At 44.6% G+C, this 8,270-nt stretch carries 11 protein-coding genes and 1 pseudogene; 2 read left to right on the top strand and 10 right to left on the bottom strand.

From position 1 onward, the window contains the following. On the top strand, nt 1-281 hold a 281-nt coding region (locus CBG25_RS06450), incomplete at its 5' end, for a transposase family protein (RefSeq protein ID WP_290603775.1). Between the two features lie 112 nt (nt 282-393). On the opposite strand, the gene CBG25_RS06445 is transcribed toward CBG25_RS06450, so the two are convergent. The 9 genes from CBG25_RS06445 to CBG25_RS06405 all read right to left on the bottom strand — a co-directional run bounded on the left by CBG25_RS06445 (nt 394) and on the right by CBG25_RS06405 (nt 6,763). Beyond that, on the bottom strand, nt 394-687 hold the full coding sequence (locus CBG25_RS06445) for an EexN family lipoprotein (protein WP_290605433.1): 294 nt from the start codon (nt 685-687) through the stop codon (nt 394-396). After that, nucleotides 684-1,433 (bottom strand): type IV secretion system protein, encoded by a 750-nt coding sequence (locus CBG25_RS06440; protein WP_290605430.1) that lies wholly within the window; start codon nt 1,431-1,433, stop codon nt 684-686. The genes CBG25_RS06445 and CBG25_RS06440 overlap by 4 nt, the downstream gene beginning before the upstream one ends. 10 nt (nt 1,434-1,443) lie before the next feature. Beyond that, the gene (locus CBG25_RS06435) at nt 1,444-2,226 is read right to left on the bottom strand and encodes a hypothetical protein (protein WP_290605428.1); all 783 of its coding nucleotides are present in this window, start codon (nt 2,224-2,226) and stop codon (nt 1,444-1,446) included. A 179-nt stretch (nt 2,227-2,405) separates the two neighbouring features. Then, nucleotides 2,406-2,855 carry a regulatory protein RecX gene (locus CBG25_RS06430; RefSeq protein WP_290605426.1) on the bottom strand — a complete coding sequence of 150 codons (450 nt, stop codon included), beginning with the start codon at nt 2,853-2,855 and terminating at the stop codon, nt 2,406-2,408. A gap of 78 nt (nt 2,856-2,933) precedes the next feature. Continuing rightward, the gene (locus CBG25_RS06425; RefSeq protein WP_290605424.1) at nt 2,934-3,356 is read right to left on the bottom strand and encodes an H-NS family nucleoid-associated regulatory protein; all 423 of its coding nucleotides are present in this window, start codon (nt 3,354-3,356) and stop codon (nt 2,934-2,936) included. 14 nt (nt 3,357-3,370) lie between these two features. After that, nucleotides 3,371-3,583, bottom strand: coding sequence for an Hha/YmoA family nucleoid-associated regulatory protein (locus CBG25_RS06420; protein WP_290605422.1), 213 nt, complete (start codon nt 3,581-3,583; stop codon nt 3,371-3,373). Further along, nucleotides 3,583-5,739 carry a type IA DNA topoisomerase gene (locus CBG25_RS06415; RefSeq protein WP_290605420.1) on the bottom strand — a complete coding sequence of 719 codons (2,157 nt, stop codon included), beginning with the start codon at nt 5,737-5,739 and terminating at the stop codon, nt 3,583-3,585. The genes CBG25_RS06420 and CBG25_RS06415 overlap by 1 nt, the downstream gene beginning before the upstream one ends. Nucleotides 5,740-5,743: 4 nt before the next feature. Then, nucleotides 5,744-6,319, bottom strand: a complete 576-nt coding sequence (locus CBG25_RS06410) for a DNA topoisomerase III (RefSeq protein ID WP_290605418.1) — start codon at nt 6,317-6,319, stop codon at nt 5,744-5,746. Nucleotides 6,320-6,451: 132 nt separating this feature from the next. Beyond that, nucleotides 6,452-6,763: a hypothetical protein gene (locus tag CBG25_RS06405; RefSeq protein ID WP_290605415.1), complete on the bottom strand. Its 312-nt coding sequence runs from the start codon at nt 6,761-6,763 to the stop codon at nt 6,452-6,454. Nucleotides 6,764-7,020: 257 nt separating this feature from the next. On the opposite strand from CBG25_RS06405, the gene CBG25_RS06400 reads away from it, so the two are divergent. Continuing rightward, a complete protein-coding gene (locus CBG25_RS06400) occupies nt 7,021-7,272 on the top strand; it encodes a hypothetical protein (RefSeq protein WP_290605413.1) in 252 nt (83 codons plus the stop codon). A 1-nt stretch (nt 7,273) separates the two neighbouring features. On the opposite strand, the pseudogene CBG25_RS06395 reads toward CBG25_RS06400, so the two are convergent. Further along, nucleotides 7,274-7,912 (bottom strand): annotated as a pseudogene (locus tag CBG25_RS06395) (IS3 family transposase); the annotation flags it as partial. Nucleotides 7,913-8,270 lie beyond the last annotated feature (358 nt).

Raw genomic sequence — 8,270 nt, 5'->3', positions numbered from 1 at the left:
AGGTAACCATCTGGGCAGATACCGGTTTTCAAGGTATAGATAAACAGCATCCTAATACACAAATCCCAAAAAAAGGAACTCGAAAAAGACCTTTATCGCCTGAACAAAAACAAGAAAATAAAATAATCTCGGGCATCCGTATTACAGTTGAACACGCCATCGCGGGTATCAAGCGCCTCGGTTGCATGACCCAAATTTTACGGAATCGTAGACCCTTTATTGATGATACCTTCTTACTCCTTAGCGCAGGTCTTTGGAATTTCCATCTCAGAACAGCGTAAAATTTACTTCAATCACCGAAACACCCTTATTTCACTATTAAGCAACACGCTTTATGTAAGTATTACTCTGATCTTACTCCCCACCAAAAATAAGATGGGGTTAAAAAATCTTTTAATTTATTTTATTTTTCTCTGCTTCTTTTTTGAAACTTTCCCACTCCTCCTTATCTTTTTCAGGATCAGTGTCAAATTTCATAATAGGAGCATGAGCTTGGTCATAACGGAAAACTGCTTCACGTGCATTGCGGCAATTATCGGTATCAGCGCCACTTTTCTTGCATTCAATGTCTTTTTCTTTTGCCTGTTCGATATGCTCTGACCACCACACCCTGGACTTCGTTTCTTCACCACATCCGGTAATCATGAATGATAAAAACAAGGTAGATATTGCGATTACTATTTTCATGGCACTAAATCTCCAAATTTCGGTAACGGGGCATCATATTGTTGCTGACGAAACGCTTTTTCACGCTTCGCTGCCAAGAGTTTATCACGTTGTTCCGCCGCTTTAATGTTCATTTCCCATGCACTGGTCAATGAATTGATCTGAACACTTTTAGCCTGTATTGCGTTTGCTAAATCCTGCGATTCCTTGCTGTCTTTGGCGTTGGCAATACGATTAGACAGGTTGCCAATGTCTTTCAGTGCCTCATTGACCTTTTTTTGTACCTCTTCCGTCTGCTCAATCATATAGCCTTTATTTGCGGTTTCCTGCTTGCAGACGTTAAGATAATTTTTCGCACCTTCGGTAACAGTTTTTGTCTTAAGGTCACACACATCAAATACTTTATACTTCTCATACAAGCCGTTAAGTGCCCCACTCGGCGGATTATCTGACGTTAACAAATCATTGAGGCTAATGCCATGCTTCTGCAACGTTTTGATTTCACTTTGTAAACTTTTTCCCTGTTCAAGTAGCCCCTGAATATCACGAAGCCCTGTTGCAGTAGCCAGTTGGTCTTTGTAGGCGTTCATCTGCGCCTTGTAGTGCTCAACGGTTTCCATCCATTGCTTGGCTTCCTTCGCCCATTGTTGCGCGTTTTCAACCTTTGCAGTGAAATCAAAAACGGGTATACCTTCGGCATAGTTCGGAGATGAAGCAGTTAATAGCACCCCCGCGATCCCCCATGCCAACCTTTTGTGGATTCTCATTATTTATTCCTCAAGCAACTAATTTTAGATAGGCATCAACCCATTCATCCGGGCGCATACCGTCTTTAAACAGGCTATCGAACACTTCCAGATCGTCTTTATCCGTGCTCAATAATTTGGTGGTTACACCTAATCCTGATAAATCTAATGTCACCAACGCCGCAAAGTCATTCAAATCACCTTTATAAAGCGGCGATTTAACAATAAGAAACTGGCGCGACAAGGGATCAAGATTTTTGATGATATTGAAATAACGCTCCGGGACTTTTAGCTGGTTCACGTACTGATCATAATCAGCTTTAGGATTAGCCAGATAAATATGGGTTGTGCATTGTTCCCGCATAGCCCCTGAAACGCTGCTTTTCAGAATTTCCTCCGGAGATTGTGTTGCGGGAATGATAATTCCGTTGAGTTTCCTCATGGTTTTCAGCCGGTTGTAGACGAAATCTGCAAAAGCGGGATTGCCGATCCATTGCCAAAACTCGTCCATAAAAATCACTAGTCGGCGGCCATCCAGTAAACTGGTCACGCGATAGAGCAGGTAAAAGGCAATTGCCGGGCAAACCTCTGGGTTATCAAGAAACTGGGTGCCATCGATACCAAAATTGTCATACTGAATTAGATCGAAGGTGTCATTATCGTTATCAAACACCCATGCCAGATCGCCTCCTTGCGCCCACCGTGCCAGCCGGATTTTTACGCCATTTTCCCGCGCCTCCCGATTATCCGGTTCGCTGATATGGTTAATCAGCGCTGTTACCCCAAAACGCCGCACATCACGCGGTAAGGCCATAACGCGCTCCACACCGGTATTAAGGCCACGAGTTTCGCACAGGCATATAAAATTCTAAAAATGGCTTAAAAGCAATGATTAATCTGCAAGTTACTAAAAAACATAAATTTTCTTAAATTACAATAAGTTGTATTTGATTTATAAGGTTTTGACTATTTATATATCATGCTGAATTAAACTTAAAAATAGAGCGTTTTTTTATTGGTGCGAAACTCGTGGTCCATAGAAAATCCTTTGTACTGAAGGTAGCGGATCTGCTTTGCTTTCTCTTTTTGCTCTGTGGGAGGCGTATCAGAAAATTTTTTTATCCTTGCTTCTTTAGCCATCGAATACCAGTCTATGCCGGACGCCTCTATTTTTTGTTCAATCAATTCTTGCGGAAAGCCTTTTTGCCTGATTTCCTGTTTTATTCTCGTTGGGCCATGGAGTTTTTTAATGTGTTTATCTATAAGGTTATTAATTAACTGTGTATCGTTGAGATAGTGATTATCACTTAACCGCCGAACAACACGGTCAACGTCTTCTTCATTTTCTGTCAATTTACTGAGTAGGCGATGTAAGCTACCAGAAGAATAGTCTTTTTTAGCTAACAGCGTTATAGCGTAATCATATAATTCGTTTTCACTCATGGTTAAAATCCAGCAGTCTATTTTTCATATCGAATAAAAAACCCTTCATTAAAGAGAAGGGTTTTTTATTTATTCATTTTATTTTTTAATCAAAAACTCGTCAAGGCTACGTCCAGCGCTCAGGGCTTCGGCAATGGGTTTCGGTTTGCGCCCCTTTCCTGTCCATGTTTTGGTTTCGCCATTTTCGACAAATTCATATTTTGCTGGGGCTTTTGGGGTTTTGCTGCGGGTTTTGCTAATGTTGACACCGTCACCTAACAGTTCCTCAGCAGTGAAGCCTTCTCCTTCAATCAGTTGTAAAAGCTCCTTGCGTTTCTCATCTCGCTCTGCACGGGCTGCTGCTTCTTTTTCTGCATCGGCGCGGCGCTCTTCAATGGTGGCACCCAGCTTTTCATGCATTTCTTTAAGCAGTTCAAAATCGGTTTCCCGTGCAAAAACACGGATAGAGCGGATATTGCTGAGAACGCGCCGGATTTCACCATAACTGTCTTTGTCGCTCATTTTTTACCCTTGTGTTACTTGACGTAATGCCAGACTTGAGGCGGAATGTGGTCGTAAAGCCGATTCATAGCCAGTTCCGCCAGTCGGTGATCGACCGCTGACTGAAAATAACCGTATTCATTACCCTCCAGTCTTTCAGCGATGCGATCGGCCATTTTCTCTACCGTTTCTGGCGTTGAGTATCGTCTTAATTGGCGTAACCATTCAATTTTACTTTTGGGTTGCATTATTTCCCATTATGGTTAAATTCAAATCCCACTTTCCCGCTGGTTTTGTCCTGTAGAACCAGTATTGCCGAGAAAGACTTGCCCGTCTTTTTGCTGCTAAACCCTTTAATCTCAGATGTTTTCCCCTTACTAATGAGTGTTTCAACCTGTTTGGTGGTGAGCTTTTTCTCTGCTACCGTAGACCAGATTTTAAAATCACAGCCGGTACAGGCAAACAGTTTAGGTCGAACCACGATARTTTTACCACAATGCGGGCAGGGKGTGGCTAATCTTTCCACCTGTCCGCTATKAGRTTTTGCTTCACCCTGTATTTCACCTACGCTAACCGTYTTGACGTGTGGGCGCAGATCGTCGATAAGCGCATTCACAAATTCATCCACSGTTTTRYTGCCYTGYTCRATATCRCTTTGTTGTGCTGACCAGAGCGCGGTCATATCRGGCARTGTYGCYGACGCCGGTAGAGCGYGGAAAAAGGCCACGCCGGTTTCWGTGGGAATAAGCTTGCCTTTTTCTTCGCGGATAAACTGGCGGTTTTTCARTTTTTCCAGCATRTCMGAACGTGTGGCKGGYGTACCKATGCCGCCGTGYTCATCCTTTTTGTCTTTATCCTTTTCTTTCAGCAAYWGCTTAATACGWGCRTCTTCAACGAAATCKGCTACCCGCACCAGTGCYGCCAGTAGCGTWGCTTCGGTRAAYAAYGGKGGYGGGGTGGTTTTCTTCTYATTCACSGTSACKGMRTCACAACGGCCGGTTTCYCCGGTRCGTAATGYYTSTAGTACCTCAAACGCGCTSTCCGGCATRKCCTCATCGYKGGCGTCAGAYGCTTCACCTTTAAGAAARGCGCTAAACCCSRSATCCATCGTTTTTGTTGCCCGTGCGCTAAAGGTTTCACCGTCAACCTCAACGACAACCGAGGCTTCCAGATAACGCTTGTTGGGCATGAACTGMACSAGATARTGTTGCGCGATGGCCAGATAAACCAGTCGTTCATGCTCACTGAGGGCGTTTAATGCCGGTACGTTGGCGGTCGGGATAATCGCGGTATGTGCCGTGACCTTGCCACTGTCAAACGCCTTGCTTTTTCGGCTCCGATCAAGCGCCAGTCCGTTAAAATCGCCCATGCCTTGCAGGGCGTCAAGCACCTGTGGCGCTTCATTAAACTGCTCATCCGACAGATAGGAGCAATCGGATCGGTTATAGGTGATGGCTTTGTATTTTTCGCGTAGCTGCTGGGTGATTTCCAGCGTTCGCGCCGCCGTCATCCTGTGCTGGCGGTTCATCGTCTGCTGCAATCTCACCAGATTGAACGGAAGCGGCGGGGCGGTTTCTTTCTCCTGCACCCCAGCAGCTTTTATATCGGCGTCCTTGCCACGTAAACGTGCCGCGAGTGCATCAGCATAACTTTTGCTGGTCAGGCGCTTCTTGTCGTCCTGCGGCGCATTTTCGTTGACCTTCCAGTGGGCGGCGAATTTTTGACCGCTCACGGCAAAATCCCCGATAAGCTGATAGTAAAAACTTGAGGTATGCGACTGATTGGCAAGATAGCGGCGCACTATCAGGCCGAGGATCGGCGTTTGTACTCTTCCTACGGACAAGACGCCCCGATAGCCATTTTTACGCCCCTCGATGGTATAGGCGCGAGTCATGCTCATGCCGTAAATCAAATCGCCAGCAGCGCGGGCCAGTGCTTTGCGGTAAATGCCTTTGAACTGGTGATTATCTTTCAGTTGGGACAGCGCCTTTTTAACGGCAGCGTCGGTGTTGTCGTTAATCAGCAAACGCTTAACCGGCTTGCTGTTACCGGTATATTCCAGTAACTCCTCAACCAGCAATTGCCCCTCGTCGTCTGGGTCGCCTGCGTGGATAATCATATCAGCCCGGTTAATCAGGTCGATGACGGTTTGGGTATGGGCTTCCTTTCCGGCAATCGGCTCATAGCGCAGCGGGTAAAGCTGCAACGGCAAATCTTCGGCTTTCCACTGCGCATAAGCCGGATTGTACGCTTCCGACTCAATCGATTTCAGGAGATGCCCGTAGCACCATGTCACGACGTTATCGGCTGATTCAAGATAGCCGTCTTTTTTCTGGAAATTTCCCCCTAACGCTTTGGCAATATCTTTCGCCACGGAAGGTTTTTCTGCGATAAAGAGTCTCATTAATTTATCCTTTGCATCTGATTAATTTGTGAGCACAGCGAATGGCACGCTCCTCTGAGAAGAATTGCTGCCAGTTATCTTCATTTACAGGCTCTTTAAACCTCATTTCTACTCCGTTAAAAGTGAAAATACCTTCCCGATTGAGGATGTTGGTTGCTATATCCCATTCTGCTACTCGCAAAAATGCTGTTACTGCGAAACTTGATTTCGCTGCAATTTTGGAAATTATACAATCATCAGACTTTATTAATGCTGCAAAGGGAACGATTTTTTGATACCCAAGCGAGATAACAGGGAGTGTATTAATAGAGAATAAACCAATTTGATGATAGTTGAGCGCAGTGTCGTCAATCGCAGCCAACAAAAATCCTTCTAATTCCTTTAACCTTTCACGGATATTCGAATGTGAAACGTCAGGGTTCAACAAATACCCTCCATAGCACAAATAAAAGGGAAGTTTAGATTCATCAAAACCGGATAGTTCTTTAATCTGATTTTTATGCCAATCTTTTAATAAAGAAAACTCGGTGGCATCCAGTAAAAAATTACGATTCTTACCATTGAATAGTGCATATTGCATATATTAATCCTGGAATTATCTTAAATAAAACAATGCATTGAAAACATTTATTTTTCCGCTCTGTCATGACCTCATAGTCAAACAGGGATTTTAAATTTTTCAGGGAGGTGTAAGAATTTTTTTCGTCCTTTTTTACCCTCTCATTTTGCCAAATTGTTTCATGATGTCGCTAACAGCAGCGGGGTCTGCTGTTGGGCAGCCGCCCAAAAAATATTTCCGTTTCATAAATGTTTTCCACGGGTCAAAACCGTGTCTACCAAATTTACTCAATGAGAAAAATTGACGCACTGCGTCGCTGCATTCGCTTTGATTATTGCCCTGTAATTTTCCGTACATGCATAGCACAACGGTACAGGGATCGCCTGAGTCAACTTTTTCATCAGCGAAAGCGGCGTGATTGGCTGCGAGTAATAATCCGATTGCCATAAGCTTGTTTTTTTTCATAATAAGCCTGTTGCTCAATAGCAAAATTAATTGTGACTTACAAAAAAACCAGCTATTGATGATAAAATCATCAATTTTTGAATTAAAAATGACCTATATAAGATTAAAAAATAACCTATTTTTGTGTTTTTTAGATGTATCTAACTTGTTTTTATTGAAAGCAGTTTTATTTCACTATTGAGCAACAGGCTTAATCTCTTTCCTGTTTTAGTCTGTTAAATGATGAACTTCGATTGTTGACTGGATGTGTGAAATTTATGCGTTTTTTAACTTTTTCCCTGTTTAATAAAGTGCCGTATCTTCTGTTCCCGTTTTTCCTGATAGCCTGTGATGAATCGCCCAAAGCGTCCTCTCCTGCACCATTAGCGCCTTACCGGATTGCGCTTGATGTGATGGGTAAGGATTTTCAGCAGGAGGTGTCAAATATGCAGATCCAGCAGGTGCTGTCTGGTGGAGAAAATCCAACCACTGCGACCGGTGAGTGTCAAGGTAGTTGTCGCCTCCGTTAACTCATGCAGCGGGAGTTCCCCGCTCAGGATTTAGCCATACTTCGTCCTGCCGACTCCAATTCCGCGTTTGACTTGACCAACGATGCGGATTTCGCATTTTGGCTGCCCCATAAACCGATTTACGCTGCGTCAGCAGCAGGCGGTCTTCGCCCCTGTGGCGCTGACCTGGCGTCACATACCGAATGGCGCTATGGAGATGCTCTTCGTTGTACCAGGCGACGAAGCTTTCCACCCAGGTTCGAGCCTCTTCCAGCGTAGCGAAGCCTTTTTCCGGCCACGCTGGTGAATATTTCAGCGTTTTGAAAAACGATTCAACATACGCGTTATCATTGCTCACGCGAGGCCGACTGTGCGATGGCGTTATCTTTAGTTCCGCAAGCTTTACCTGTAGCACCTGGGATTTCATCGGCGTACCGTTATCCGCATGCAGCACTAGCGGCTGCTGCCAGCAGCGCTCACTCAGCACCGTGCGCCCCAGCAATTCTGCTGCATTTTCTCCACTTTCAACGGTATACACTTCGTAACCGACGATTTTTCGGCTGAACACATCTTCTATCAGATACAAGTAAAACCAATGGCCTGCCGTCAGCGACTTCAGCCAGGTGATATCCCACGCCCATAGCTGGTTGGCTGCCGTCGCCTTCCAGGTTGATATTGCCTTGACGCCTAGGAATTTCAACGCCTAGGAATTTCAAAGATCCTGAGGCCGTATGAAATAGGGATCACAGTCGGTAAGATTTGCTGTTTTTTTCAGCACAAGAGGGAGTGAGATCATTATTTGTTGGCTAATCGACTGATTTTTGAACGAATTTGCTGAATTCAGGCAGATCTTCCCTGCATTACATCACGTAACGCATTCGCGCTATTTCCACTGCGTTAGCAACCAGATCCTTTGTTACCAGCCCATACAAGACCCGCTGATAGACCATTTTCCCGCCACACAGAATACATTTAAAAGGGTCCGTATTGAGCAGTGCTTGGCTGAGGCTGGAAAATGT

Source organism: Arsenophonus sp. ENCA, from assembly GCF_002287155.1.
GTDB lineage: Bacteria > Pseudomonadota > Gammaproteobacteria > Enterobacterales > Enterobacteriaceae > Arsenophonus > Arsenophonus nilaparvatae.
This window is presented reverse-complemented; position numbering and strand designations above follow the sequence as displayed.